This is a genomic window from Paenibacillus pinisoli (assembly GCF_003605435.1).
Lineage (GTDB): Bacteria > Bacillota > Bacilli > Paenibacillales > Paenibacillaceae > Pristimantibacillus > Pristimantibacillus pinisoli.
The window spans coordinates 132,857-159,488 of record NZ_QXQB01000002.1 but is presented as its reverse complement, the minus strand read 5'-3'; the positions used below and the strand labels follow the sequence as shown (position 1 = coordinate 159,488).

At 49.9% G+C, this 26,632-nt stretch carries 31 protein-coding genes; 21 read left to right on the top strand and 10 right to left on the bottom strand.

What is annotated here, in order from left to right:
- From D3P09_RS08245 to D3P09_RS08215, 7 genes are all read left to right on the top strand, one after another.
- Positions 1-930 carry an SPFH domain-containing protein gene (locus D3P09_RS08245; RefSeq protein WP_120108876.1) on the top strand — a complete coding sequence of 310 codons (930 nt, stop codon included), beginning with the start codon at positions 1-3 and terminating at the stop codon, positions 928-930.
- 222 nt (positions 931-1,152) lie between these two features.
- On the top strand, positions 1,153-2,205 hold the full coding sequence (gene hflK, locus D3P09_RS08240) for an FtsH protease activity modulator HflK (protein WP_207892482.1): 1,053 nt from the start codon (positions 1,153-1,155) through the stop codon (positions 2,203-2,205).
- A complete protein-coding gene (gene hflC / locus D3P09_RS08235) occupies positions 2,202-3,068 on the top strand; it encodes a protease modulator HflC (protein ID WP_120108874.1) in 867 nt (288 codons plus the stop codon). The genes hflK and hflC overlap by 4 nt, the downstream gene beginning before the upstream one ends.
- Positions 3,069-3,181: 113 nt before the next feature.
- On the top strand, positions 3,182-3,955 hold the full coding sequence (locus D3P09_RS08230) for a YheC/YheD family protein (protein ID WP_120108873.1): 774 nt from the start codon (positions 3,182-3,184) through the stop codon (positions 3,953-3,955).
- Positions 3,956-4,087: 132 nt separating this feature from the next.
- Positions 4,088-4,810: an MBL fold metallo-hydrolase gene (locus D3P09_RS08225; RefSeq protein WP_120108871.1), complete on the top strand. Its 723-nt coding sequence runs from the start codon at positions 4,088-4,090 to the stop codon at positions 4,808-4,810.
- Positions 4,811-5,383 carry a TetR/AcrR family transcriptional regulator gene (locus D3P09_RS08220; RefSeq protein ID WP_120108869.1) on the top strand — a complete coding sequence of 191 codons (573 nt, stop codon included), beginning with the start codon at positions 4,811-4,813 and terminating at the stop codon, positions 5,381-5,383.
- Positions 5,384-5,513: 130 nt separating this feature from the next.
- Positions 5,514-6,788, top strand: a complete 1,275-nt coding sequence (locus D3P09_RS08215; RefSeq protein WP_120108867.1) for an MFS transporter — start codon at positions 5,514-5,516, stop codon at positions 6,786-6,788.
- A 69-nt stretch (positions 6,789-6,857) separates the two neighbouring features.
- On the opposite strand, the gene D3P09_RS08210 is transcribed toward D3P09_RS08215, so the two are convergent.
- The 3 genes from D3P09_RS08210 to D3P09_RS08200 form a co-directional block, all read right to left on the bottom strand.
- Positions 6,858-7,085, bottom strand: coding sequence for a 3-dehydroquinate dehydratase (locus tag D3P09_RS08210; RefSeq protein ID WP_120108866.1), 228 nt, complete (start codon positions 7,083-7,085; stop codon positions 6,858-6,860).
- A gap of 305 nt (positions 7,086-7,390) precedes the next feature.
- Complete coding sequence (locus tag D3P09_RS08205) at positions 7,391-8,065, bottom strand: ImmA/IrrE family metallo-endopeptidase (RefSeq protein ID WP_165867354.1); 675 nt, start codon at positions 8,063-8,065, stop codon at positions 7,391-7,393.
- A complete protein-coding gene (locus D3P09_RS08200; RefSeq protein ID WP_120108862.1) occupies positions 8,049-8,423 on the bottom strand; it encodes a helix-turn-helix domain-containing protein in 375 nt (124 codons plus the stop codon). Before D3P09_RS08200 ends, D3P09_RS08205 begins: the two co-directional genes overlap by 17 nt.
- Before the next feature lie 164 nt (positions 8,424-8,587).
- Here D3P09_RS08200 and D3P09_RS08195 point away from each other — a divergent pair, with 164 nt between their 5' ends.
- From D3P09_RS08195 to D3P09_RS08170, 6 genes are all read left to right on the top strand, one after another.
- Positions 8,588-8,824 carry a helix-turn-helix transcriptional regulator gene (locus D3P09_RS08195; protein WP_120108860.1) on the top strand — a complete coding sequence of 79 codons (237 nt, stop codon included), beginning with the start codon at positions 8,588-8,590 and terminating at the stop codon, positions 8,822-8,824.
- Between the two features lie 207 nt (positions 8,825-9,031).
- Positions 9,032-9,745 carry a hypothetical protein gene (locus D3P09_RS08190; protein ID WP_120108858.1) on the top strand — a complete coding sequence of 238 codons (714 nt, stop codon included), beginning with the start codon at positions 9,032-9,034 and terminating at the stop codon, positions 9,743-9,745.
- 639 nt (positions 9,746-10,384) lie between these two features.
- Positions 10,385-11,161 carry a sugar phosphate isomerase/epimerase family protein gene (locus D3P09_RS08185; protein WP_120108856.1) on the top strand — a complete coding sequence of 259 codons (777 nt, stop codon included), beginning with the start codon at positions 10,385-10,387 and terminating at the stop codon, positions 11,159-11,161.
- Positions 11,162-11,178: 17 nt separating this feature from the next.
- Complete coding sequence (locus tag D3P09_RS08180; RefSeq protein WP_120108855.1) at positions 11,179-12,204, top strand: Gfo/Idh/MocA family protein; 1,026 nt, start codon at positions 11,179-11,181, stop codon at positions 12,202-12,204.
- A gap of 244 nt (positions 12,205-12,448) precedes the next feature.
- On the top strand, positions 12,449-13,243 hold the full coding sequence (locus D3P09_RS08175) for a CAP domain-containing protein (RefSeq protein WP_120108853.1): 795 nt from the start codon (positions 12,449-12,451) through the stop codon (positions 13,241-13,243).
- A gap of 87 nt (positions 13,244-13,330) precedes the next feature.
- Positions 13,331-13,975, top strand: coding sequence for a 3D domain-containing protein (locus tag D3P09_RS08170; protein ID WP_243643981.1), 645 nt, complete (start codon positions 13,331-13,333; stop codon positions 13,973-13,975).
- Between the two features lie 3 nt (positions 13,976-13,978).
- Here the strand turns inward: D3P09_RS08170 and D3P09_RS08165 are convergent, their stop codons facing one another.
- Both D3P09_RS08165 and D3P09_RS08160 read right to left on the bottom strand, forming a co-directional pair.
- Positions 13,979-14,623: a polysaccharide deacetylase family protein gene (locus tag D3P09_RS08165; protein ID WP_243643979.1), complete on the bottom strand. Its 645-nt coding sequence runs from the start codon at positions 14,621-14,623 to the stop codon at positions 13,979-13,981.
- Between the two features lie 443 nt (positions 14,624-15,066).
- Positions 15,067-16,329 carry a methyl-accepting chemotaxis protein gene (locus tag D3P09_RS08160; RefSeq protein ID WP_424452389.1) on the bottom strand — a complete coding sequence of 421 codons (1,263 nt, stop codon included), beginning with the start codon at positions 16,327-16,329 and terminating at the stop codon, positions 15,067-15,069.
- A gap of 267 nt (positions 16,330-16,596) precedes the next feature.
- On the opposite strand from D3P09_RS08160, the gene D3P09_RS08155 reads away from it, so the two are divergent.
- Positions 16,597-17,010 (top strand): O-methyltransferase, encoded by a 414-nt coding sequence (locus D3P09_RS08155; protein WP_120108847.1) that lies wholly within the window; start codon positions 16,597-16,599, stop codon positions 17,008-17,010.
- Between the two features lie 171 nt (positions 17,011-17,181).
- Here the strand turns inward: D3P09_RS08155 and D3P09_RS08150 are convergent, their stop codons facing one another.
- A complete protein-coding gene (locus D3P09_RS08150; RefSeq protein ID WP_120108845.1) occupies positions 17,182-17,382 on the bottom strand; it encodes a DUF5325 family protein in 201 nt (66 codons plus the stop codon).
- A 148-nt stretch (positions 17,383-17,530) separates the two neighbouring features.
- Here D3P09_RS08150 and D3P09_RS08145 point away from each other — a divergent pair, with 148 nt between their 5' ends.
- Positions 17,531-17,749 (top strand): alpha/beta-type small acid-soluble spore protein, encoded by a 219-nt coding sequence (locus D3P09_RS08145; RefSeq protein ID WP_119800655.1) that lies wholly within the window; start codon positions 17,531-17,533, stop codon positions 17,747-17,749.
- A gap of 134 nt (positions 17,750-17,883) precedes the next feature.
- On the opposite strand, the gene D3P09_RS08140 is transcribed toward D3P09_RS08145, so the two are convergent.
- The gene (locus D3P09_RS08140; protein ID WP_120108843.1) at positions 17,884-18,870 is read right to left on the bottom strand and encodes a metal-dependent hydrolase; all 987 of its coding nucleotides are present in this window, start codon (positions 18,868-18,870) and stop codon (positions 17,884-17,886) included.
- Between the two features lie 93 nt (positions 18,871-18,963).
- Here D3P09_RS08140 and D3P09_RS08135 point away from each other — a divergent pair, with 93 nt between their 5' ends.
- A complete protein-coding gene (locus D3P09_RS08135) occupies positions 18,964-19,260 on the top strand; it encodes a hypothetical protein (RefSeq protein ID WP_120108841.1) in 297 nt (98 codons plus the stop codon).
- 3 nt (positions 19,261-19,263) lie between these two features.
- Here the strand turns inward: D3P09_RS08135 and gerQ are convergent, their stop codons facing one another.
- Positions 19,264-19,722 carry a spore coat protein GerQ gene (gene gerQ, locus D3P09_RS08130; RefSeq protein ID WP_424452387.1) on the bottom strand — a complete coding sequence of 153 codons (459 nt, stop codon included), beginning with the start codon at positions 19,720-19,722 and terminating at the stop codon, positions 19,264-19,266.
- Positions 19,723-19,933: 211 nt separating this feature from the next.
- On the opposite strand from gerQ, the gene D3P09_RS28295 reads away from it, so the two are divergent.
- The 3 genes from D3P09_RS28295 (at position 19,934) to D3P09_RS08120 (ending at position 21,849) form a co-directional block, all read left to right on the top strand.
- On the top strand, positions 19,934-20,068 hold the full coding sequence (locus D3P09_RS28295; protein WP_279387120.1) for a hypothetical protein: 135 nt from the start codon (positions 19,934-19,936) through the stop codon (positions 20,066-20,068).
- 244 nt (positions 20,069-20,312) lie between these two features.
- Positions 20,313-21,191 (top strand): heme o synthase, encoded by an 879-nt coding sequence (gene cyoE, locus D3P09_RS08125; protein WP_120108837.1) that lies wholly within the window; start codon positions 20,313-20,315, stop codon positions 21,189-21,191.
- Positions 21,192-21,240: 49 nt separating this feature from the next.
- On the top strand, positions 21,241-21,849 hold the full coding sequence (locus D3P09_RS08120) for an SCO family protein (protein WP_165867353.1): 609 nt from the start codon (positions 21,241-21,243) through the stop codon (positions 21,847-21,849).
- On the opposite strand, the gene D3P09_RS08115 is transcribed toward D3P09_RS08120, so the two are convergent.
- Together D3P09_RS08115 and D3P09_RS08105 are read right to left on the bottom strand one after the other, a co-directional pair.
- Positions 21,846-22,217, bottom strand: coding sequence for a toprim domain-containing protein (locus D3P09_RS08115; RefSeq protein ID WP_120108833.1), 372 nt, complete (start codon positions 22,215-22,217; stop codon positions 21,846-21,848). The genes D3P09_RS08120 and D3P09_RS08115 overlap by 4 nt on opposite strands.
- A gap of 331 nt (positions 22,218-22,548) precedes the next feature.
- On the bottom strand, positions 22,549-23,718 hold the full coding sequence (locus tag D3P09_RS08105) for an MFS transporter (RefSeq protein ID WP_120108829.1): 1,170 nt from the start codon (positions 23,716-23,718) through the stop codon (positions 22,549-22,551).
- A 161-nt stretch (positions 23,719-23,879) separates the two neighbouring features.
- On the opposite strand from D3P09_RS08105, the gene D3P09_RS08100 reads away from it, so the two are divergent.
- On the top strand, positions 23,880-24,362 hold the full coding sequence (locus D3P09_RS08100; protein WP_243643976.1) for a hypothetical protein: 483 nt from the start codon (positions 23,880-23,882) through the stop codon (positions 24,360-24,362).
- A 42-nt stretch (positions 24,363-24,404) separates the two neighbouring features.
- A complete protein-coding gene (locus tag D3P09_RS08095) occupies positions 24,405-26,513 on the top strand; it encodes a peptidoglycan D,D-transpeptidase FtsI family protein (RefSeq protein WP_120108827.1) in 2,109 nt (702 codons plus the stop codon).
- The last annotated feature ends 119 nt before the right edge of the window (positions 26,514-26,632 follow it).

Below are 26,632 nucleotides of genomic sequence, written 5' to 3'. Positions count from 1 at the left end.
ATGGGATGGACTGTGACCATTGTCATAGTGGTGCTTGCGGTAGTTTTTATCGCTATGTCGGTGAAGATTATACCGCAGCAGAGAGTCGGGGTAGTTGAACGTCTGGGCAAATTCAGCAAGCTGCTGACGCCGGGCATTAATATTCTGATTCCGATTATCGATCATGTGCGGACGTATCATGACTTGCGTATTCAGCAAGCAAACGTGCCGCCGCAAACCGTTATTACAAAGGATAACGTACAGGTTAAAATCGACACGATTATCTTTTATCAAGTAACGGGTCCTGAGCAAGCTACATACGGTATTTCGGATTATGTGTTTGGCGTTCGGAATATCACGACTGCGACGATGAGACAGATTATCGGCAAGATGGAGCTGGACGAGACGCTGTCGGGCCGGGAGAAGATTTCCTCGGATATCCGGGTAGCGCTTGATGAAGCGACCGAGAAGTGGGGCGTTAGAATTGAGCGCGTGGAGGTCATCGACATCCAGCCGCCAAGCGATATTCAAGAGGCCATGGATAAGCAAATGAAAGCGGAGCGCAGCAAGCGGGCGCTGGTTCTGGAAGCGGAGGCCGCCAAGCAGGATATGATTCTGCGTGCGGAAGGCGATAAGCAAAGTAAAATCCTGAAAGCAGAGGGCGAGAAAGAGGCTCGTATCCGTCAGGCGGAGGGCCAGCGTCAAGCCCAGGAGCTGGAGGCGCTTGGCGAGGCGAAAGCCATTCAATCGATCGCCGAGGCGGAGAAAAACCGCATTGAGCTGCTGCGCGCTGCCGGACTGGATGAGCAAGTGCTCACGTACCGTTCCTTGGAGGCCTTGTCCGATATTGCGAACGGGGCGGCGAATAAGGTATTCATCCCGACGCGCGCCGTTGAGACGCTTGGCAGCATTGGAGCAATCGGCGAAATGCTGAAGGAGAATAAGAAATAAGTATGCTTTTTTGGAGCAGCTTCTCTTCAAGACTACAGGTCTTGGAGGGAAGCTGTTTTCGCTGCAGACAATTTGACAAAAAACGAGAAAAAACAACTATTTCATGACCAGCATTTGAATTTCACCTTAAAACAACCTTAAAAAAGTGTGACCAAAGGCGGAAATAAACGTATAACTCTGTATGAGCAATACATATTGAAAGGAGAGAGTCTATTGAATTTTATGAACCAGGACCCGAACAGCCAGCCGGCGCCGAATCCGAATCGCAAGCCGCCTGAGCTGAAGCCGGGGACCGTCAAGAAGATTGTGATCGGTGCAGTAGCAGCTGTCGCGCTGCTCTATCTGGGGTCTACATCCTTCTACACGGTGCAGGAGCAAGAGCGAGCGGCTATTCTGACCTTCGGCAAGTATGATCGCGAGACATCTTCCGGCCTGCATTTCAAGTGGCCTTCGCCTATCCAAGAGGTGAGGATTGTCCCTGCCGAGCTGACGCAGCATATTACGATTGGCTACCGCCAGAACGGCAACACCGTAACTCCGGTGGATGAGGAGTCCATGATGATTACGGGCGACGAAAATATCGTGTCCGCAGACGCGGTCGTCACATGGAAAATTAGCAATATCCGCAATTATTTACATAACATCAGCAATCCGGAGCAGTTCCTGCGCAACTCGACCAGCGCGTCGATCCGCTCCGTCATCGGGGCGCAAAAGCTGGACTACGCAATTACGGACGGCAAGACTGCCATCCAGGATCAAGTCCGTGAGAAGCTGATCGAGCTGCAGAATAAATATGAGACTGGCATTCAGATTATCGACTTGAAGTTCCAGGATATCGAGCCGCCGGGCGGCGAGGTTGAGGACGCATTCCGTGCCGTAACCAATGCCCGCGAGGAGAAGAATACGAAGATCAACAATGCAGCGAAGTATGAGAATGACCGCATTCCGAAAGCGCGCGGCGAAGCGCAAGCGCTTATCGAGAAGGCCGAAGCGGAGAAGAAATCCCGTATTCTTAACGCACAGGGCGATGTGGCGAAGTTCAACGCTATTTATTCCGAATATGTGAAGAATCCTGGCGTTACTGAGAACAGGCTTATTCTGGAGACGCTGGAGAAGATCTTGCCGAATGCGCAAATCTTTATTACTAATTCGGGCAGCGACACCGTTAATTATTTGCCGCTCAACGAGCTGCTAAAAAACAACGGGACTTCCTCCACTACTAACAATAATGCTAATAACAGCAACCAGCAAACCAATGGAGGTGACGGACAATGAAGCCAAAGCACTGGATAGGTATCGTTGGCGCAGTTGCTGTGCTTCTGCTCGTCGCAGGTTCTCTCTTTGTCGTGAAGGAAGGCGAATACAAAGTCGTCCTGCGCTTCGGCGAAGCTAAGAGGACGGTAATGGAGCCGGGTCTTAACTTCAAGATACCGTTTATCGAAAGCACAACGACATTGCCGAAGTATCAAATGACGCTGGAGAGCAATCCGGGCCAAATTATGACGAAGGACAAAAAGCCGATTCAGGTGGATAACTATACAATCTGGCGTATCTCCAATCCGGAGAAGTTCTACCGCAAGCTGTTTTCCGTCAGCGGAGGCTCGCAGCGGATTGACGAGGCAGTCTACAACTCCGTCAGAAGAAAGCTGTCTGAAGTGAATTACGACGTAATCATTAGCGAGAACTCGGCAAGGGGCAATATCAATGATGAAATTACTAGTGATGTTGCCATTGCGCTGGAGCGCGATGATTACGGCATCGAGATCGTAGACGTCCGTATTAAGCGTACCGACTTGCCTGACAGCAATAAGCAGAGTGTATACAACCGTATGATTTCTGACCGTCAATCCATTGCGGCTCGCTATTTGTCCGAAGGGGATGAGGAATCGCGTAAAATTACGTCAAAGGCCGATCGTACAGCTACCGAGCTGATGGCTCAGGCAGAAGCTGACGCGAAGAAGATCATTGCCGAAGGCGAGCAGGAAGCGGCACAAATCTATAACAATGCCTATGGCAAGGACCCTCAATTCTACAATCTGTACCGTACGCTGGAAAGCTATGTGGTTACATTGCAGGATAATCCGGTCATTATGATTCCGATCGAATCGCCGTATGCAAAGATTTTGCTGGGCAAATAATGATAATAAACAAGCAGGAGCGCTAGCAATCTTTTGAAAATATGCGGCTGTCCCTAGTTATGCGTACACGAGTGTCATAGATTCCCTTCATAGGTTATATAGAGGTGAATCGATTGGCCAAAAACTATGCAAGCCGCAATATTAGAGGGAAGCTGCGCGTCTGCAACTACTTGCTGAAGGATGCCGAACTGCGCCAATACGTGCCCAGGACGGTGTCCTTCAGCCGTTCTAACCTGCAAATGATGACAGATGCCTATTCATCCATATATGTAAAGCCCGATGTTGGATCATTAGGAATCGGTGTCTGCAAAGTGAAACGCAAAGGCAAAGGCTATGAGCTGAAAGCGGTAGACGGCAAGCGGCAATGGAGCGCCCGTTATGATAGCTTCTCAGGCTTATATCAGAAGCTGTCCGCAATGAAAGGAAAGCTAATTATTCAACAGGGCATCAAGCTGGACTGCGTGAACGGCCGTCCTTACGATATTAGAGCGATGGTTCAGCGCAGGCCCGGAGGCAGCTGGGTGTGCACAGGTTTTATGGTAAAGGCGGGAGCAGCCCAAAAAATCGTGACGAACTATTATCAAGGCGGCACGATCTATACGCTCGGCAAGCTGCATCGGAAGCTTGGCCTCTCTGGAGATGAGGCAAGCCGCAGAGAGCGGGCTCTGTCATCCGCTTCCTTGCGGATCGCAAGGGCACTTAGCAGAAGAAGGTCGGGGATGAATGAGATGGGGATTGATTTCGCGCGTGATTCATCCGGCAGCCTATGGGTGCTCGAAGTGAACTCCAATCATCCTCAGTTCCACCCGCTCAAGAACATTGACTCGGAGGCTTATCAGAAAATGAAGCGGTATGCATCCTACTACGGAAGAAAGACTGCGAAATAAGGCGCGAATCAAAAGATCGGGAGCGATTCCCGGTCTTTTTTTTGTAAAGATAATATTCGGTCTTGAAAAACTAATAGCATTAGTTTATATTAAAACTAACGACATTAGTTTTTGGAAAGGGACGTGACCTTCATGAGAAAAACTCGTCAACAATCGGTGATTCAACTTACCTACTTGCCCAACTTATTTCCGGTGAATTGTTATCTTGTAGAGGAGGAGGAGGGCTTGACGCTCGTCGATGCGGCTCTTGCAACGAATGCGGCTGCCATTCTTAAGGCGGCAGAGGAGATCGGCAAGCCGATTGCCCGGATTGTGCTGACTCATGCGCATGGCGATCATGTCGGCGCGTTGGATGCGCTCAAGAAGCAATTGCCTGATGCCACCGTCTATATCTCGGAGAGGGACGCCAGGCTTCTGCGCGGAGATTCGTCATTATTGGATGGAGAGGCACCGCTGCCGATTCGCGGAGATGTTCCGAAGAACATCAAGACCTTGCCGGATGTGCTGCTGCAGGATGGGGATCGTATCGGTTCGCTGCTGGCATTGTCTACTCCCGGCCATACGCCGGGCTCCATGTCCTTCTATGATGAGCGGTCGGGGGTGCTTATTGCAGGAGATGCATTCGCGGCACGCGGGGGGCTGGCCGTGGCCGGACATATGAAGCTTGGCTTCCCGTTCCCCGCGCTTGCGACATGGAATCATGCAGTCAGCCTGGCAAGCGCACGCAAGCTTGCCGATTTGCGCCCCGCATGGCTGGCAGTGGGACACGGCAATATGCTTGCTCAGCCTGAGCAGGCGATGAGGCAAGCCATTGCCGAAAGTGAACAAAGGTTAATGAAGAAAGGAGTGATCTAAGTGTCGCCTAGAGCCGGATTGGATCTGCCGCAGATTGTGCAGACAGCAGCTCAGCTTGCCGACACAGAAGGCGTAGACGCGGTTACGCTAGCTACAGTTGCCCAGAGGCTGGGGGTGAAATCTCCTTCGCTCTACAATCATGTGAACGGCTTGCCGGCCCTTCGTTCCCATCTTGTACTGTATGGTTTGACCCGATTAAATGAAGCCATCGCTGGATCGGCAAGCGGACAGTATGGCAAAGCTACTATCATAAGCATTGCCGACGCTTACTTGTCATTTGCCAGAAAGCATCCCGGTCTGTATTCGTTGACCTTGCGTTCGCCGTCCCATGAGCAGGAGGAGCATGTGAAGCTTGGCGAAGAGCTTGTGGGAAGGCTTCTGGAAGTGTTCCAGCCCTACGGCTTAACGCAGGAAGAAGGCATACATGCCGTTCGCGGGTTGCGCAGCCTGCTGCACGGTTTCGCATCGATCGAGTCAGAGGGAGGGTTCGGCATGGCTGTTGAAGTGAACGAAAGCTTCAGCTTTGCGCTTGACCGGTTTTTGGCAGGATTGGAGCAACTGGGCCGTTCATGAACATTTAACTGTACAAATTGGAATCTCTATAGTAATATCCAATCAAATAACGTGATGAGCGAGGATCCTTTGCCCTGTGCGAAGGGTCCTCCGTCCGTTCACATCCAAGAGCGAAGAAGGTATCGATGTTATGAAGGGACGATTGTCCAAGGCAAGCTCTCACGTTGTAAAGCTCGGCATGCCGATGTCAGCGCGCGTCTGGCGCAATGCCCGTATTGATCTGGGGGCCTCCTGTCTGTTCGGCTTATTCAACGTAGTTATGAATCAGTTTTATGTCGCCTTTGCGATTCAGCAAGGAGCAAGCAATCTTCAAGTGGGATTGCTGACTGCGGCACCGGCCGTCGGTCTGATCTTCTCGCCATTCTGGGCGAACTGGATCGAGAAAGCCCGCAATCCGAAGCCGTTCGTTATTATCCCGAACGCAGTAGGCAGATTGCTGTTGCTGCTCCCGGCTTTCTTTGCGCATCCTTCCATCTACGTCATTGCTGCGCTACTATTCCAACTGCTGATGGGTGTACAGTCGCCCGCCTATGCTGCGCTCGTATCCCGCATGTATCCAACCGACATTCGCGGCAGGCTGATGGGCTATGTACGGGTAGCGATGGGCATTCTGATGATTCCGCTCGCCTACATGGTTGGCGGATGGTCGGAGGCATTCGGCCCCTCCGGCCCGCTCATTGCTGCTTCTATCGCAGGCGTGCTGTCTATTGGTCTCTTCAATACGCTCAAGCTGTCGAAGAAAGTGGAACGCAGCTCGCATCCGGCGGCAAGTCATGAAGCGGAGCCCGTTCGGAAGAAGCCCAAGTTTTCCATGCGGGAGCAATGGGAGCTTGTCGCATCGAACCGGACGCTGGCCGTCTTTCTGGCTGCTACGACCTTCGCGGGCTTCGGCAATATGCTGGCGAGTCCGCTGTACCAGATTACCCAGGTCGATGTGCTGGAGCTGTCCAATGTGCAGATCGGGTATGCCCGTGTCGCTTATTTTACCGCTTTGCTGCTGACGTTCTGGGTTGCAGGTCTGATGATTGACCGCTACCCTATTAAATACACGCTTATGATCGGCATAGGTGCCTACGCAGTGGTACCGATGTTATACGGAGTATGGGGCACCTATAGCGCAGTGATTGCCGGCAATGCGATACAAGGCGTCGGCGAGGCGATATGGGATATCGGGATCCTGGCTTTTGTATTCCGGCTGGTGCCGGGCCGCGAAGCGATGGTGTTCGGCATCCATCTGATGCTGTTCGGCGTAAGGGGGACTCTCGGACCGCTCCTCAGCGCTACACTGACATCAAGCCTGCCGCTGAGCACGCTGCTGATCGCGGCATCCATCTGCGGCTGGATTGGCACGGCGCTGTTCGTGTTCGGTAATCGCAGCAACAAAGGGCTTGCGCCTTCAGCTTGATCGAGGACAAAAAAGAGGACATTCCCATTGCGCATGGCAATGAGGATGTCCTCTCTTGTTATGATTTTCTTAATACAACGAAATCGTTAATGTGTCTCGTTCATAATACGAATGAAGCGTAGCTTCGCTGCCTATAATTTCGACGCTTATAAGCGATGTGATACATTTCTTCAAAGCGTTTTTTCCCGTTGTCAGCTTACGGTTTAATATGGCGGACAACTTGTCCAGCGCTTGTTTGTTTGTATCCGTTAAGTATACGGGAATCGTTTTATTTTGGAACATCAGCATGGTTTTCATGGTTATGACCTCCACCCTACGAAGGATTTTTTTCTAGTCTAACGGATAAATATTAAATTAGTCTTAAAAATGCCCCTTTGATATTATGACAATTTCGTAACTTTTTGCCCACAAGGTGCCACAGCTAGTCGATTTCATCTAAAAGTGTGCCTAATTTGGTTACATTTGCCTTTCCCTTGGCCTATGTAACGTATTAGATAATTTCTATGTGCTATTTTGTCATCAGTATGTCCAAGTTGCCGGCAAATGTCAATAAGGGTACTCCGGCTCCCGTTAACTGACACCATGCCAATTCGAGGATTTTGTCACAGTACAATTGCCCGGGCAATCGATAGCTGTCTTTCATGATCTTGGGGGTTGGTATTGTTAAACCGGAATTGTGTATTCCGGTCATGATAACCTTGCACTATTCGGCGTTGGACCTGTTCAATCCGGCGATTCACAAAATCGAACGAGAGTTGAAAAATATCGGAAAGTTGGCTTATATACTCATTTTCGTAACCGGAGGGCTCAATAGCTGCCAACATGAAATAGGGCATGGCTGAATACAGTTGGAAGCTTGCGGCTTGAGATTCTTGAAGATCTACAAATAATTCGGGCAGAGTATTCTGGCAGCCTACATGTAATGCCGGGTGGCTAATTTCATGGAAAAAGTCTTCACGTTGCTGTTCTTTAGTCACATATGCATTAAGAAAGATCAATCCGCCATACGCATCGTCATATAAAACCATGGTGGGCTTCTCAGAATAAATGACATGACAATCATAAATAAAGGCGATTTTGTCTAAGTCCATATGTGATGGAGATAATATTCCGTTCTCTCTATAGATATAGCTGATTCGCTTTTCTAATTCGGTTGGTTTGTAAAGATCCAGATCAAAATGCATGGTGCCCCCCTTTTTCTTGAAAAAGAACACATGTTCTGTTTTTGAGTTAAAAGAAAAAGCCATTGCTGGCTGAATCTTATTTTTCTTTTTCATCCTGTTCTCTTCGCTTTTTCTCACGAAATGCTCTGAACATTTCCAAAGCGTCATTCAAATGGGCAGCTTCCTCTTCATCCAACACTTTTTTGGGACCGCCTAAAAATGCTACATATATGTCCTCATCAGTACTTTTCTCGTTTGTAGGAGAGGAAGGATCATCGGTGCGGCCAAGCAGATAGTCGGTTGATACGATTAATGCGTTGGCTATGGCAACAAGCGTCTCATTAGAGGGAGCACTGTGGCCATTCTCATAGTTGCTTATTGCGGCTTTGGTGACGTTAGCTTTAAAAGCAAGTTCTTCTTGAGTAAGTTTTCTTCTTTTTCTCCAGTGAGAAATTCTTTCTCCGAGAGCCACATTGGTGCCTCCTCATTAATCAAAAGTACACCTACATTGTACAATAAGGGACACCAGCAATAAACAAAGTACACTACACATATATTTTTACGTTGACGTACACCAGGCTTGTATGTATAATCGAAAGCAGGAAGTACAAGATTGGCATACATTGAGGTGATGGTATGGAAAAGAATAAAACATTGGCCGCTGCACGAAAGGAGAAGGGGCTGACCCAAGAAGAGCTTGCAGGATTAATGGGATATTCGAAGTCTGCGGTAAGTAATTGGGAGAACGGATATGCCCAACCATCTTTACTGGATGCCTTTAAACTAGCATCTATTCTAAACAAAGACATTAACAGTCTGTTCGCAGGACTTCATGTACAAGTTCTGTATACAGAGGTCACTCAAACCGGATGAACAAGGTGTCTCGACGTCGGAAATAATGGGAAAAATGTTGATCACGCAAATGTTATTTCGGAAAATACTAATATTTTTTCGTGGCTTCCCTACAGCATTGCAGCTATAGTTTAACTAGTCCCTAAACAAATTATTCCATAAAAGGGAGGTGGAAGGAGCGATTGCTGCTTAAGAAAATAAAATATTTTCTTGAAAGGGGTTTAATAGTTGAAAAAAATGATATCCGTTCTTTTATCTTTAACTCTTGTTTTTTCATTTGCTACTAGCAGTGTGTTTGCCAGCACGCCAAGTGAAGAGATGCTTAATGAGTGGGAAGTTCGTGCAAAGGAGTTTAGCGCTCTGATTGCAGAATACGAGGAATTAACACCTGCGGAGATTGAAGAATTAGCAATCATGGAATTGGCTAAATTAAAGAAGACTAGCGTGGAAGAAGTGAAGCTTGAATTATCTATTGTAAGTGATCTTCAACCTTTCTTATATATAAACGATGCTGGTTACGTAGCAATTGATTCTGAACAAGCAATGAAATCAACTCCACAACATTCTGATTATATCAGACTAATTGAAGCTGAGCTTCAAACATCCGGGGAAAGCGTTGAGCATAATAGCATTAATATATTAGCTGCGAGCCATTGTAATGGAGAAAATAGTTGGAACGACGGCGTTATTGAGAAGGAAACTCTATTTGACAGTTGCGTTGCAAACCAAATCGTCGCTGCTATAAACATTGCTGCAAGTGTAGCTACAATGGCGGCAATTGTTACAGCAGCAATATTCCCTCCAGCAGCACTTGGAACTGCCGTTGCAGCAGCATTATTAAATTTTTCAGCTGGCGTAGTTGCGCTTGCTGCATCAAATGGCTGTGGAATTAAAGTATCGAGGTGGTTATTCCTTCCATGGAAAGTTGTATCACAGTGCTAAGGAATATAAATGATATGAAAAATAATACAACAAAACGATTTACAACAAACCAATTGTCCATTATCTTATCGGGGCTTTTAATTAGCCTGTCTCAAACATTATTCGGATTCTCAGGCAGCGAGTCTAAAAACTATGCGTTTTACTTATTTGTTTTATCATTAGTATTCTCTATTTCCTCCATCACCTTTGCAACAATGAAAAAAATGAAGATTGCACTAGTTTTACTTTTAGTCTCAATACTTATGGGCTTGATATCTGTATTATTGAAGTTAAACGTTTTTTAATCTCATGAAAAGGGACTGATTTTATTTACAATCGGTCCTAAATTCCGATATTTTAATGCCCACTGTCCTTATGGCCGGTGAGCTTTTTTTTGTGCTTATGAGTTAATTTCCGGAATTAACCCTTGATGAACATTCGCTGCTGATCAATTTATGCTAAGGGGATTTTGGGGGCTGTATTGTAGGAAACGGTGGAGGCAGTCAAGAATACCCAATTGGCAATAGAGCAAAATTGCATAAAAAGAAGCTAATAAGACAACTGTTTTCCGCCAAGCAGGATCGATATAATGGTACTCGTAAGGCAAAATACGACACAACGGCAAGAAGCAGAATATAATGATAAGGGAGTGCGGCTTCTATGACACGGATGGGCATTGGTTTACAGATGTATACCCTTCGGGACGTTACGGCTGTCGATTTCGAAGGCACCCTGCGCAAGGTTGCGGCATTGGGCTATGAAGGCGTAGAGTTTGCGGGCTATGGCGGTATCGAAGCGGAGCGTATGCGCGATCTGCTGCAAGAGCTTGGACTGAAAGCAATCGGAAGCCATATCGGCTTGCATCTGCTTGAAGGCAATCTGGAGAATGAAATCGCTTACCTCAAAACAATTGGAGCGAAATACGCGATCTGCCCATGGCTGCCTCAAGAGGCTCGCGATGCTGATGCTTGGCGCAGTCACCTGGTGAAATTCGAGCAATACGGCAAGCGCTTCCGTGAGGAAGGCATAGCATTCGCATATCATAATCATGATTTCGAATTCGAAGTTGAGCTGGACGGCCAAGTCGTATTCGACGCGCTGTATGATCGAATTTCGCCTGAGTATTTGCAAGTAGAGATGGACATCGGCTGGGTACAATATTCAGGTATTGATCCTGTCAGCTACGTGAAGAAATATGCGGGCAGATTGCCTTTGCTTCATTTGAAGGATTTCCGCAGCGGAGAGAAAGGAAAGCAGATCGATACAGTAGAGCTTGGCAGAGGCGATCTGCCGCTGGAGGCTGTCATTGAAGCTGCATCGGAATCTTCTGTGGAATGGATTATCGTGGAGCAGGATGTATGCGCGAATCCGCCGCTTGAGTCGGTTGCGACAAGCATCGAATGGCTCAAAAATCATTATCTATCCAAATTTGAATAAAGGCAGGGGAATATAATATGTCTACAGTAAGAGTTGCAGTAATTGGTTGCGGATCGATCTCGAAGCACCGCCATATCCCGGAGTACGCTTCAAATTCGAATGCAGAGCTGGTCGCTTTTGTCGATCCGGTGATTGAACGTGCGCAGCAATTTGCGGACACGTATGGCGGCAAGGCTTATTCCGATTATGAGACAATGCTGGCTGAAGTTAAGCCTGACGCAGTAAGCGTATGTACGCCGAATGCGCTTCACGCTCCTATTAGCATCGCTGCTGCCAAAGCGGGAGCTCATGTGCTGGTTGAGAAGCCGATGGCTGTGACAGATGCGGAAGCAGAGGCTATGATTCAGGCTGCGAAGGACAACGGCGTACAGCTGATGGTTGGACACAACCAACGCTTCATGCCTCCTCATGTGAAGGCTAAGCAAATCCTTGAATCCGGCGTGCTGGGCAAAGTATTGACGTTCCGTACTTCCTTCGGCCACCCGGGTCCAGACGGCTGGAGCGTAGACGGCGCAAACAGCTGGTTCTTCCGCAAAGAAGAAGCGCTGATGGGCGCAATGGGCGATCTGGGCGTGCATAAGTCCGACCTGATCCGCTGGATGCTGAATGACGAAGTAGCGGAGATCGGCGCTTTCGTCGGAACGCTTCATAAAGAAGGAACGGAAGTTGACGACAACGCTTCTTGTATTCTTCGCATGAACAGCGGCGCTATCGGTACGCTGGTTGCAAGCTGGACCTATTATAGAGGCGAGGACAACAGTACGATTCTGTGGTGCGAGAATGGCGTTATGAAGATCGGTACGCATCCGGATGACCAAGTCATTATAGAACTGCGCAACGGCACAGTTGAAAAACACAAAGTAGGCGCTATCTCCACTAATGATAAGCAAGAGTCCAGCGGCGTAGTAGACGCGTTCCTGGAGAGCATCGTAAACGGCACGACACCGGCTGTAACCGGTGAAGAAGGCAGAGCGTCCCTTAAGGTCATTCTGTGCGCTTTCGAATCGCAAGAAACGGGCAAATTCGTTTCCGTTAACGGCTAATTCAGCGCATTTTTCAGACATGCAGACAGCCTCCAATCCTATGATTTCATAGGGCTGGAGGCTATTTTTTTGGCTTATGGGCCTCATGAGTAGATTCTAATAATGCAGTAATGGCGGGAGGTTCACCCTGATTTCTGCGGGATTGGTAATTTTTGCGCCATGAAAGGGCTTTTACCCCCATGCTAAGATAAGGGACATCGAGGGCCGATTCGATAAATTCTAGCAATTTGGGAGGAATGAAAGAATGAAAAAGCAGCCGATACGCATAGGCGTGGCTAGCATTCTAGCGGCAACGATGATCGGAACAGGTTGGGCAGCTCCGAAGGCGGACGCCGCTCATGCATCGCCGGTAAACCTGAGTGTCCAAACGCATTACATCAATTATGAATCCTTAAATACAATCGCTCAAAAATACGGCATTGATTTGGACAAGCTGAACATCAAAATTGGCGGGATCGTCATTAAGTGGCCATCCTTCGGAGGTTCCGCTCCAACGCCGACACCGACGACAAAGCCAACACCAACGCCTACGGTGAAGCCGACGCCAACACCAACGACGAAGCCAACGCCGACGCCTACGGTGAAGCCAACGCCAACACCAACGGTGAAGCCAACACCGACACCGACGGTGAAGCCGACTCCAACGCCAACGCAGACCCCGGCTCCTGAGACTGGCACTCTGCAATCGCAGGTTGTAGCGCTGGTGAATCAAGAGCGTGCGAAGCTGGGCCTTCCGGCTCTGCAGACAGACGCATTGCTGAATAAAGTCGCTACTGAGAAGGCACGGGATATGGATGTGAACAACTACTTCAGCCACACATCTCCAACTTACGGCTCGCCATTCGATATGATGCGTACCTACGGCGTGAAGTACATGTACGCTGGTGAGAACATCGCTTCCGGACAACGGACTGCAGCACAAGTCATGAATGATTGGATGAACAGCCCTGGACACCGTGCCAACATCGTAAATCAAAACTTTACGAAGATTGGCGTAGGTTATGTCAATGGCAAGTGGGTTCAAATGTTTATCGGCTAATGAACAATAACGCGGGTTCGGGAGCGGATTCGGACACACGTCCGAACGCTCTCGGCCTGAACTAAAATCATGTGGAGGTACTACGTTTTGAAGAAAGCCTTATTAGCAAGCGCAGCAATTGCATTATCGATTACTATATCTGCCGGTACGGCGCACGCATCGGCAAACACACATACGGTAGCAAACAAGGATACATTCTGGACCTTATCGCAACATTATAAGGTTCCTCTTCAAACTCTGCTTGACGCTAATGCTTCCGTAGACCCGATGAATTTGCAAGTCGGCATGAAGCTTGATATCCCTGGCAAAGAGCAATCATCCGAGTCATTGAAAGCGATGGCAGACACATCAGCAGCAGTCCCGCTTGCCAAGGGCGGTCACGTCCAAGGTCCGGGCGGCTATGATTACGCCTATACGGAGCAGCTATCCTTCTCGGCTACTGCCTACACGGCAGCGGCATCGGAGAATGGCAAATGGGGCGGCGTCGATTACTTCGGCAACAGGCTGAAGGTTGGTACGATTGCCGTTGATCCGAAGATGATTCCGCTAGGAACCAAATTGTTTATTACCGGCTACCAATATGACGGTCTCCCGAGTGTAGGCATTATCGCTACTGCATCGGATATGGGCGGTTCGATCAAAGGCAACCGCATCGATATCTTCGTACCGGGTTCCACTCAGCAGGCGATGAAGTTCGGCATACAGAAAGTTGAAGCTTACATTCTGAAATAACAACTACCGATAAGCTTTTTTTCCGAGCAGCTCCGGCAAGGTTACGATTTCGTAGCCTTTCCCTTGCAGCATCTCAATCAGCACGGGCAGCGCGTCGATCGTCCCCGACAGATTCTGTCGGTCCCCGCCTCCTGCATGCTGAAGGATGATTGAACCAGGTTGCAGCGTCTTCTTGATATTCGCAATGACGCGTGAGCTGCTCGGATTATTCCTCCAATCCTCTGAATCCACATCCCAATTCACCACTGTAAATCCGTTTTGCTTGCCCCATGCTACCTGTTGCGGTTTCATCTCTCCATACGGAGGTCTTACCAGTCTTGGCGATACGCCGGCAATTCGTTTAATAATGCCGTCAGTTTTCCAAATCTGCTGTTGGAATTGAGGCAGCGGCAGCTTGGTCAATACAGCGTGGTTGTATGAATGGTTGCCAATGACATGACCTTCTCTTATGATTCGTTTCACCAGTTCCGGGTTTTTGGCGGCACGGTCGCCGACAATAAAGAAGGTTGCCCGAATGCGGTGCTTGCTGAGCGTATTAAGTATGACAGGTGTCACACGCGGATCAGGTGCATCATCAAAGGTAAGAGCTACTTTTCGTTTGTCCCGTGAGCCGCTGAGCACAAAGGTTCCGGGGAATTTTTTTTGCATATGGACCCATGACATTCCCTCGGCATAATTAGCCCGCTTTATATTTCGCTTGCCTGAGCGATTGACCTTTTTGGCTTTAGCTCTCGGCTTGTTTCGATTAGGGTTGTTGCTTCTTTGACGTGATGAAGACTGCTTTTGTTTCGGCTGCGAATTGGTAAGTGTTTGCTTGGCCGGCTCTAATATCCAGGCAGCGCTTATGGATGAAGCTGAAGCAGCAGTTTCGGCTCCCGCCAAGATGCCTGCGGCTACAGTGATTGAGGTAATTATTCGCAATAGTTTATTCAGTATTGGCATTCCCGCTTCATCCCGTTCTCTGGCTTAGTTTGCATGATGCTGTACATATAACCTGTCCGCCAATGATTAGGTTCATGCACGGTTCAAGCCTTTCGCCAGTTAACAAAAAAAGACTCGAACCGTATCCGGTTCGAGCCGATGAAGCTTCATTATTTCATTTTAAATACTTGAATGGTGCGCTGCAGCTGAGTCGCCATTGTTAGCATCCGTTCGGTTTCCTGTACAACGCCTTGGACGGAGGAAATCTGCTCGTTCATCGAAGCCGATACTTGCTCCGTGCCTGCAGCCGATTGCTGTGTAATCGCGGAGATGTTCTGGATCGCTGCGGAGATCTTCTGAGCGCTCTCAAGCATTGCATCGCTTTCTTGGGAGAATGCATAAATCTGATTCGTAATAAAGCTGATGCTCTCCTCAATCTCCTTGAATACATGCTCCGACTGACGGATATGCTCCGTCTGAAGATTAACGACTTCCTCGTTCACCTTCATATTGTTAATCGCCTGTTGAATGCCCTCGTCTATGCTCTTCACGAGATTGAAAACCTGCTTGGTGGAAGTTGTTGATTCCTCCGCCAGCTTGCGCACCTCTTGAGCGACTACGGCAAAGCCTCTGCCATGCTCCCCTGCGCGCGCCGCCTCGATAGACGCATTGAGGGACAACAGGTTCGTCTGCTCCGCAATATCGGAGATTGTCGTAGTAATGGCTGAGATGCCTTGCGCCTTGCGTGCGAGGTCTTCGATCGTCTCGCCGACTTTCGCGGTAGCCTCGACGTTGCGCTGCATGCCTTCCGCTTGAATCTCAAGCGCATTGCGGCCTTTCTCTACCAGCGTGATGGTCTGCTCGGAGCGCTCGTTCATCACTTTGGTCGATGTGGCATATGCCGCTACCTTCTCTTCGATCTCGTTGATGGATGCGCTCATGTCGGTCACATCCTCGGAGATTTCGTTGGCGCCGGTTGCAAGCTCGTTCGCGGACGCGGCTACTTGCTCCATTGCCGTCTGAATCTGGTTGTTCTTCTCGAAGATGCTGCGGCTTGTATCTGCAACATGCTTGATGATGCTGGATGTCTCCGTCAGGATGTCCCGCAGCTTGTCCACCATGCTGTTGAAGGAATGGCCGAGCTCGCCGGAACCGGAGCTTGAGGAAGTGTCTACCTTTTGGGTGAAGTCGCCCTTGGATATCCGATAAGCCGCCCCGGAAATTTCTTCGAAGGATTGCGTAATCGATTTTTCAATAAAGGATACAATGGGAAGCGCGGCAATCGCCAATACGGCAACCCCAATCAGCACCGGAATAATCTTGCCTCCGAAGATCGCTGTCATTAGGACTGTGACAATGGCAAATAGTACTAGATTGAAATAAGTGGTAATCAACAGTTTACTGCGTACCGACTGAGAATAGTACCATTGAATCATTATGTAAGCGCTCCTTTATATGGAATACCCATATTATAACACCGAGTATGAAAATGGTCTATAATTGTCGAACGCCTTTTCAAGGTCTTTAGACTTAATTTATTAGGACTGTAAGCGCAACCTTAAATTCGGAAATTACTAATAAATTTTTCGGTGAGAATTCGAATTGGCGGTGCTACCATTATAAGCAATTCGATGTATGATTTAGTGGAATTTTGTCGGATTTACCATCGTTATGTCGATTTAAGAGGAGGATCAGAGAAAATGGAAACAAGCTCGGTATCTTTGGCGCGTCAGGTAGACTTTGTATTTAGACAGCTTGAGGGAGAGCTGACGAATGCGGCGGCTGGTACGGTATTGATTTACATTCGCAACAACTCGGTAGGGAAGTTCGGCTTGCGGCATCACCCGATCGAGACGAGAAACGGCAAAATTGAAGGAACGGAGAAGGGACTGTCCAGCGCGCAGGTACAAGCCTTCCGGCAAATGGCGATTGACGCGCTGAAGCTCAGACAGGATTGGACCCACGGAGAGATTTTGTATGATTTCTCGGTTCGTCCCAGCACCAACTCATGGTCGGCAAGCATTTTGTACGAATCGAACTACAATATGGCTACGTGGAACAACCGCTATGTTCCGCAGAACAGGCCTCAGCATATGCTGCGTGAATACTCATAGGGCAAAAACTCATAGCGCGAATAGGAATAAGCAATGGCTGCGGAGTAGAGCCATTGTTTTTTATTTGGCGCAGCAGAGCAGTCCAATCCGGCGTATGCCAGAAGAGGGTTGCCGTTACGATTGGACCGCAATCTTCCTATAGCGCATGAAGCGCAGACAAGACAACCTGGGTTAGTCCTTTTGGCTGGATGGGCTTGACTGCTCTGATTTTCTTCTAAGTCTTGCCTTCACGATGAATCCTGCCCCGACGCTGAATAGAGAAAGCAAGCTGAACAGCAGAACAAGCCAGCCGCTATGGGCGATGGATACGGCGGTCGCGCTCAGGAACAAGATGGACAGGGAAGCAAAAAACAAGGATAGCGGTTTGGACATTTGAATGAACTCCTTATATATCACCTTTTATCATAAAAGGCTAAAATATTTTTTTGCGGATTAGCATAGTTTCCGAAGCGATGCACATAATAACCTTGCAAGCTTGCAACACACACACAACGTGCAGAGGACGAAAGGAGATATCCCTATGAGCAGCAGAAACAGAAGTAACCAACTCATTGTCCCACAAGCTAATCAAGCGCTGCAACAAATGAAACTTGAGGCAGCACAAGAGCTGGGTGTACAAATTCCAGCTGATGGCTACTATGGCAACGTATCGACACGCGACGCTGGTTCGCTTGGTGGATACATCACGAAGAAGCTGGTTCAAATCGCTGAGCAACAACTGTCTGGCGGTATCCGCTAATCGCTTCTCATACACAACTGATGCATCAACCATCGAAGTCCAAGGGGAACCTTGGGCTTCTTTAATTTATGAAGCGAAGCACAAAAAAACAAGCCCCTTCCCATTGTGCAGGAAGGGGCTCCGCTCCGTCAATGTCAATACGTATCCATTCGCAGCCTTTTCATCAACCGTTCATCGCTGAGCCACCCTACATATGATCCCACCGTTTCATATTGCTTGTTCATCATCAGCACGCCGACGAACGGATATTGCTTGCGATGGCGATATCGGACATCTGCCCAGCGAACCTCATATCCCCAGCTATGTTCCTTCACATCCGCGCAGGCGAAATTGGTGAAATACAGGAAGGAGCGAATGGCGGGATCGTTTTTGGATTTATCCACAGCCGGATGGCTTGAGCACCGGGTCTTGTCCAGCCACTTAAGCTGGCCGCCTCGCAAATTGCCGATATGGAAGGTGTCGTCCTCCGATTGCTTGACAACGTTCCAGATGGATTGCGAAATGGTCGGAATGGCGATATAGCTATCGCTTGGGTGGTAATTGCGATCAAGACTCGGCAGCTTGCGCACAATTTGACGGGCAGTGAAGGTTCGCCATACATAATAGACGACGAGAAGCAGGTACATAAGCGGGAACAGCACGGCGGGATTTACGAGACCTGCGGCCCACAGTAAAATGGCTATGAGATGTACCGTAAAGATGACGGGATCGAAGATATGGATAATATTCCATGATATCCATTTCTCGTTGAACGGACGCATCGCTTGTGTGCCGTAAGCGTTGAACAGATCGGTGAAGACATGGACGGCTACCGCCAAGAGTACCCAGCCGCCTACATGGAGCCATGGCAGGCTTCCTCTATACAGGAGCTGAAGCAGTCCGGTAATGGCGATTGTCCAGAGCAGCACAGCGGGAAGCGAATGCGACATTCCCCGATGATTGCGGATATAGCAGGCATTGCCTCTAAGCCGCAGCAAATTGTCCAGATCCGGTGCTTGGGAACCGGCAATTGTGCCGACTAGCACCGCGGTATGCACAGCCGGGCTGGCAGCTACCACGGGATCGACCATGGCTAGGCCGGCGAGTCCAATGCCCATGACAAGATGCGTTCCAGTATCCATAAGTTGTGCCCCCCTGATTAAAGTGAATGTTAAGCGTAGTATCGGCGAAGCAGGGGAACTTTATCAATTGAATCGAGAGGAGACTCGCGCCAAATGTACATTTGTTTTGCAGAATATAAGATCCAGCCGGACTATAGGGAAGATTATTTATTGGAGGTGGACAAGCTTCGCTTGCAGGAGGCAGAGCTTGTCCATGTATATGAAGGAACGGACCAGCCGTCGTTGTTCGTGGAGGTTTGGAGCTGCCGGGATGAGGAGCATGCCCTGCGCGTCAAGGAGGAACGTTTGAGCGAACGTTCTCCTTGGTTCGCGCTTTCAAGCTGGATTGCGGGGGGGCCGGCAAAGCTGCATGTCTGGACGTTCAAGCCGGTTGCATCCAGCAAGCAATAGGGGTTATTCGCTGACAGGGGAAACTTCGGTAATCGTGCCGCCTTGGAACGGGTATTCATATTTGATCGGCTCGTCGAAGGTTACATAATCCAGGTTAAGCATCAGCAGAAGGTAGCGCATGCCAGTATTGGGGTCGCTGATAATAATGTGGTCGCGTCCAGCCGCTTCGATTCTGCCTTTGAATATTTTTGCATTCCATTCGCGGTTATTCTCATACGTCATGTAGAAGGTGCCGATTTTGCCCCGGTTCAGCCGCAAAATGTTCTCGACGTATGATTCTTCATTGCCGGGTACTGTTACAACATTGCCGCCGCTGGGCGTGATGAACGAGCCGCTGGGAACAGTCGGCGGCATTGTGCTGGCAGCCGTATAATTGGAGACGGCCGCTTGCTGGGCGTATGGCTGCGCATAGCCGCCACCGTATCCCGCTCCATATCCGTATGCGGCAGCTCCGTAGCCCATATTGGGTCCAACATTGGCCATGCTGACTTGCTGCTTGTAACCGTAATTTGACATACTGCTAATCCTCGCTTTCAATCGTTAAGAATGGAAGAACTCGACAACACTAATAACAGAAGGACAGTCGGCTGCAGTCGGAATGTAGAAGCAGCGCTTTGTAATGGCCTCAAAGCCGCTGCTTTGACAGGCCGCCTGCGGAGATGGAGCGTATGTTTTGGAAATCAAGGCATATGACGCGGAAACGATTGACGCAGGCATCGCCGACCATCAGCATGCCGAGCCGACATCGTCCTCGGCTTCGGGCCAATTAGTCTTGCGGGCATTCTGGCCTGATCCGCGTTTGCTTTGATTACAGCCGTAGTGGAACGGACTCACATCCCTTCAAATTCGTCGTAATCTGATAGGCGTTTGCCACATGGTTATTGTATGGATAGGCGAGTAGAATGGTTCCAGCTGAAATACAAATGAATTGTCACATTTTGAGTGTCGAATTCATGAACAAGGGGCGCGAACGTTGTCACCGCTCGCTTTTTTCGGTATGATAAGATTCGGTTCATTAATGAAAGATAGACGCGCACGGCGCGTCTCGTCGCATAACTCGGGAGGCTAGCTTTGTGCTGAAGGACTTGATTGCTTTAACAAAACCGCGGCTCCTTCGATTGAATATGTTCGCTGCGCTTGGCGGTTTTTGGGTAGCTTCGAAGTGGGATATTGATATCGCGCTCATGATATGGATGCTGATTGGCTCCACTCTGACGATGGCTTCGGCTACCGTCGTGAATAATTACTGGGACCGCGAACTGGATCAGAAGATGGAACGCACTAGAAACCGCACACTGCCGATGGGCAGAATGAAGCCGTCTGCCGTTCTGGCGTACGGCCTTATTCTTGGTATAACTGGCATTGCGGTACTATTTCTTATGGTTAACCCGATTACGGGTTGGCTGGGATTGCTGGGATGGTTCGTCTACATTGTGATTTATACGATGTGGCTGAAGCGGACGTCGACATGGAGTACCTCCATCGGAGGCATCTCGGGCGCCATGCCTCCGGCTATCGGCTACTGTGCCGTTACCGGCGAGGTTGATGCCGGCGCATGGATACTGTTCGCGCTGCTGTTCCTGTGGCAGCCGGCCCACTTCTGGTCGCTTGCGATCCGCCGTGTGGAGGAATACCGGGAAGCCGGCTTCCCGCTGCTGCCTGTCGTGAAGGGCGTGAAGCGGACGAAGCTGCAGATGATTCCTTATGTTCTGCTGCTGCTGCCATCCGTTGTTTTGCTCTATTGGTACGGCTATGCAGGCATTTATTTTCTCATCATATCCGTCGTGCTCAGCCTCGTATGGCTAGTTCATACGCTGCAGGGCATGAAGGCCAAGGACACGGACAAATGGGCAAAGGTCAACTTTTTAATTTCGGTTAATTATTTGATGGTCGTCTTTATTGCCATGATTGCAAATACAACTTCTGCATAATCTCTGCAGGATCGGGTATATGGGGACCAACGGGGGAGAGGACAAAACGATGAGTTTTCTGCGCAAACACAGCTTCAAAATCGCCGTGCTGGCCTTGTGTGCGGCAATGGGCATTTATTTATTGATTATGTATGGACCTAAGAAAGCGGAACCCCTGCCGGTGCTTCAGGCAGCCCCAGCTTTCGAGATGAACGATATCGACGGCAAGCCGGTCTCGCTGGAATCGACGAATGGCAAGGTTCGCATCGTCTACTTCTACTTTGCCAACTGTCCGGATGTATGCCCGCCTACGACCTTTATGCTGGGCCAGGCTCAGGACATGCTGAAGGCGCAGGGAACGCTTGGCGATAAGGTGGAGCTAATCTCGATTACGTTCGATCCGGAGCGGGACACGCCGGAGGCGATCAGACAGTTCGCGGAGCGCACCTCGGCGGATATGGAAGGCTGGCATTTCCTTCGCGGAGAAGAGGATGCAACCATTCAGCTTGCCCGCGACTTCGAAGTCGGCGTCATCAAAGTAGAGAAAGAAAATACATTCGCGCACTTCAACGTCATTACGCTGGTAGACCAGAATGGCCAGATCCGCGAATGGATCAACGGCAATGACGAAGAACTGACACCGGAATATATCGTTCAGCAGATCAACAAGCTGCTCTAGAATTCATCTTTTACCCATCTGGAAGCGGGATCGGGCGCAGGATACATAATATGCGCATCGAGTCCCGCTTTTTCTAATTGCTGAATCAAATATTCTTCTGGAGTATGCTCCACGCCTGCATAGCCGCGGCGAGTGTAGATGTGCTCTGCGTCAGGGAACACATCTCGCAGCATTCCGCGGATACGCTTGCCCGACGAGTCATTGTCCGTAAAAATATAGACGGCAAGCTCTCCGATTTCCTTGCGCAGCTTCTCCAGTTGATCCGTTCCCGGCGTGCCGTATGTGCAGTAGATGCCTACATCATCCTTTAATACTCTCCTCAGCTTGCTCCGGTCGTTTTTTCCTTCCACTACGATGGCGTATTCCATGTCCAGACCTCCTGTTCCACTATAGTGTACCATCGCAAGCTCCGGAATAAAAAGCAAAACGGCCCGACTTGCGGGCCGCTGCTTCCATGCTATGGTTTACCACCAAAAACCTGCACACACAATAATTACGAGCAGTATGAACAATACGAGAATTGTGCCTACGTTGTTGTGGTGGTGTCCAAAGCCTCTGTGATCTACGCCTCCCATGGAGTCACCCCTCTCATTCATTCGACGTCAAGGCTCTAACCGTGCCGCTCTCGCGCTGCGGTAGTCACTTGACACAATGTATCATATGAGCGGAGATGACAAATGCCTTGTGCATATACCCAGATTAAGAAAAATGGGTGTTTGGCGCAATCGTACGTATTCGGTAGAACGGCAGCAAGGTAAGGCCAATCATGAGGCCTAGAAAGGCGATGTAATAGGGCGATACATGGCCGCGCAGCTGTCCCGCCAGCATCGGTCCGAGGAAAGCGCCTATGGAAAAAGCGATCGACAGGATGGAGAAGGTGCGGCCATAGCGAGCGCCACCGCTCAGCTCGATGAGCAGCGTAGACAGAGCGGGCAAGACGATGCCCTTCGCCATCCCGATCCCAAGCAGCATAACCGTCAGCGGCAGGGGCATATCGGCGGCAAGGCCAAAGTAAAGCAGTGCCAGGCATACCGACCCGATTAGCGTACGGTAGAACGCGGGAAATCGGTTAAGAAACATCATGCTGAGCGTTATTAAGGCGCCGATGCTGATGACGGAGAATAATAGGCCTGTCGTCATCATCGCCTCCTTCGTCTTTGCCATAAGCGGCAGCTCGAAGGAGAGGATGCCTTGGGCGCAGCTGAGCCCGACGGGCAGCAGGAAGACAAGCCATGGCAACGCCGGAAGCGGCTCCGCTTGCTTGTTCTTCAGTGCGGCAGGCTGCGCGCCATGCTCGGCCGATTTATTCACGTCCAGCTTCCGGTTGATATCCTTGATGAAGAAAAGCGCGCATATGGCGGTGACGACTAAAATCCAGCCTAAGATCGTAAAGGCTACGGAGAACCCGATCTTCGCAACCAGATAAGCGCCGGCTGCGGGCGAGACGACGGAGGCCAGTGTATGGACAAGTCCATTGCCAGCCATGAGCTTGCCTTGCTCGGTCCGGTCGTCGGTCAGCCGGGCGAGCAGCGCAAGGCAGGCAGGAGACAGAAAAGCGAGCACAAAGCCGCTGATGGAGCGAAGCAGCAGAAGATGCCACGGGTCCGTCACATTCGACTGGAAGAGCAGAATCACCCCTGCGGCAAGCAGGCTGAATACGATGAACAGGCGGCTGCCGTAACGGTCTACCCCGAATCCGGCAATAAGATTGCCTGGAAGATGGGTGATCGAATACATGCCCATCATCAATCCGATGAAGGACGGCGCGGCGCCGATAGAGATGGCGAACGGCGTCAGAATCGGATATTGCGCGTGCAGATCGAAGAACGCGACGAACAAAAACAAGTAAAGCCAAACAGCGGTTTTCATGGGCATATATCTCCTTTGCTCGGTCCCTTCTATCTACTTGTACGTAAAGATGGGACAGGATATGTCTGCCTGTATTGGAAGAGAGCGTTTACGCCCCCACTCTCCTAGGCTATAATATTTTGTAATCGGGTTTTGTACGAGATATAATGGAGGGGATCGTAATGGGTTTTTTGGATTTTACATCGTATGATACGGAGACATGGACAACGTTTTTCAAAGACAACTGGGTGGTGCTGGTCATTGCGCTGGTTGTGCTGTTATTAGTCATCCGGATTGTGAAGACAATGGTGAAATGGGCCATCGTTGCCGCGCTTGTCCTCGGACTTGTGCTGTACAGCGGTTATACGCTGGACGATGTGAAGAATATCGGGACGAAAGTCATGGATGATGTTAAGGATATCGGCTCGAAAGTGATGGGCAATGTGAAGGATGAAGCGCTTAATGCAATGGTAGGGGACGGCAAGGATGCAAAGTACGTTCTCAAGGAGGATGGCACCTATACCGTCAAAACCAATAACGTCGAACTGAAGGGCGAGGTCGGAGCATCGGAAGTGAAAGTATCCGTTCATGGCTCGCCATATGCTACCTTCCCGATTGACGGTGTTGTCCAAACCTTTATCGATCAGGCAAAGCAAAACGGTTAACCTGCAGGTTTCTCACGCCTGCATGGGTAGGGAGTGGATAACATGCAGGATGATTCCCAGAAGCGGGAAATTGACAACCGGCGGAATTTCACATTCCGCTTGAACTTTTTTTTCTTTATTACATTTGCGTTGTTCAGCTTGCTCATCGTCCGACTGGCGGTGCTGCAATTCGTAGAAGGACCGAAGCTAAGCGCGATTGGGGTGGATACGAGCACTAGGAAAAACCAGATTCCGCCGATTCGCGGCAATATTTATGATGCCAACGGGTATCCGATTGCTTACTCTACTTCGACTCAGTCGCTGTACTATAGCATTCAGCCAACTACGCGATCGAAGAAGTATGACGAGGCGGCCAAGGAGACGGCCGAGAAGCTGGAGGAAGTATTCCAGAAGTTCGGCGACCCTAAGCTGGAGATGTCGGTGGACGATATTATCCGCCAGATGGATTTGAATTTCCAGCGCAACTATCTGTACGTGCCAAGACGGATCAAGTCGGGGCTAACGAATGAAGAAGTGGCTTACTTTATGGAGAATATGTCGGATTTCACCGGCATTGAGATCATGGAGGAGAGCGTTCGCAATTACGATCAGAATTCCATTGCGGTGCAGCTTGTCGGGTATCTGAAGAAGTACAAGGGCGTGCGCCAGGATATCGATTTCTATAAGGACAAGATGAATGAGACCGACCCGACGCTCAAATACCTGGAAGAGGAAGAGGTTGGCCTCGACGGATTGGAGTTTATGTATCAGGATGTCCTTCGCGGGAAGAACGGCCTGAAGACTTATCCAATTAATAACCAGGAGCATATTATCGGGCCGATGCGCATTACGAATCCCGAGAAGGGCGCCGATCTTTACTTGACGATCAACAAGGACGTCCAGCTGCGGACGGAAGAAGCGATCATGACCCATCTGGAGAAAATCCGCACATCTCCGAACAAGTATGAACGCGCGGAATACGCTCAGACTGGGTTCGCGGTAGCGATGGAAGTCGATACGGGCAAGGTTGTCGCCATGGCCAGCATGCCGGATTATGATCCGAACATCTGGGCAGGCGGGCGCATCAGCCCGGAGGATTATGAGAACTTCGGCTATGTGCTGTCTAACGGCACGATCCGCACGGTATACGGGCCGTACAAGACAACCGAGGAGCGGAACCGCCATCCGTCCTCCATTGTGCCGCTTGGCTCTACAATGAAGCCGCTCACGGTGCTGCTGGGGCTTAATGAAGGCCTGTTCACGACGGAGACCCGTTACAATGATACTGGCGCGTTCTATTATGGCCGTGCCGGCACTCACCAAGTGCGGATCGGCAACTCGCTAGGCAAGGTGTTCGGCTATATCGACGGGGCGAAAGCGATTGAGAAATCCTCCAACCCGTTTATGGCGGCGATGGTCGGCAACGCGCTATATATGCGCGGTCCGGTCAACGGCAAGTCCAGCGTCGAGATCTGGGACGACTATATGAAGCAATTTGGCCTTGGCGTCTTGACGGGCAGCGGGCTGCCCGGCGAGTCGGCCGGCGTCATCGAGTACTTCGGCGAGGCTGAGCGCGCGAGTGCGCAGTCTGCGCTTGTCCAGGCTTCCTTCGGGCAGCAGGGCCGCTATACGACGCTTCAGCTTGCCCAGTATGCTGCTACGCTTGCGAACCGCGGCGCGAGGGTGAAGCCTCAATTCGTGAACGAGATTCGCGATGCCGACGGCAATGTGATCCAAGGCTACACGCCAGAGATTCTGAATACGATCGACATTCCGGAGAAGTACTGGAAGGAAATCGAGACGGGAATGTCCAAGGTTGATGTGCAGGGCTTTGAAGGCTTTGAGCATAAGTTCAACCGGAAGACGGGTACGTCCGAGCAAGAAGTGTCCAAGCGCCGTGCGAATAATGCCGTATTTATCGCATATGCCCCGGCGGACAAGCCTAAGCTTGCCGTTGCGGTAGTCGTGCCGGACGGCGGCTTCGGCGGCTATGGCGCGGCCCCAATCGCCAGACAGATCTTCGATGCGTACGATGCGGAGATCGGCCTGACTGGAACGCCGAACAAAGCTCTTAAGGCGAAGCTGTCGGCGCAGAACCAGAACGAGGCGAATGACAACTCAGTCGGCGTTAATGGGCAGAATGGGGACAATAACGTGGCAACACGGCAATAGAAGGAATAAGAAGCTGTCTGCGATCTCATCGCGGACAGCTTTTTTTGTGCTGAGAAAGTGTAGACAGTTGTCCCCAAAAATAAATGTTGCGCAAGAGAAACATTTTTGTGTATTATTAA